This window comes from Falsihalocynthiibacter sp. S25ZX9 (assembly GCF_041205405.1).
Lineage (GTDB): Bacteria > Pseudomonadota > Alphaproteobacteria > Rhodobacterales > Rhodobacteraceae > Falsihalocynthiibacter > Falsihalocynthiibacter arcticus.
The window spans coordinates 1-300 of sequence record NZ_JBGFCD010000245.1; the positions used below are offsets into that span (position 1 = coordinate 1).

Below are 300 nucleotides of genomic sequence, written 5' to 3' on the forward strand. Positions count from 1 at the left end.
TGGCAAACACTTTGGCGATTGGAATGAGGAAAAGAGCTGCGAACCAAAGGTTTTGCCCCGTAAAATGAAACAGATTGCGCACCAGATGTTGACGAAAATAGCGCAACGTGATTTCTGAGTGGCGTTTGGACCACAGTATATAGCCGCAAACAATGACCACACCCGTAAAAGAGCGGTACATCATCAACTCAAACGTATCCAATTCCTGCATGACCGCGCGCCCCGCGATTGCCATTGCGCTAAAGGCAAACACGGCCCCACACATCCAAAACGCAGCATGGATAAAATCCGCATGGGCGG

At 50.0% G+C, this 300-nt stretch carries 1 pseudogene; it reads right to left on the bottom strand.

What is annotated here, in order from left to right:
• A pseudogene (locus AB9F29_RS22105) lies at positions 1–283 on the bottom strand (EamA family transporter); the annotation flags it as partial.
• Positions 284–300: the final 17 nt, after the last annotated feature.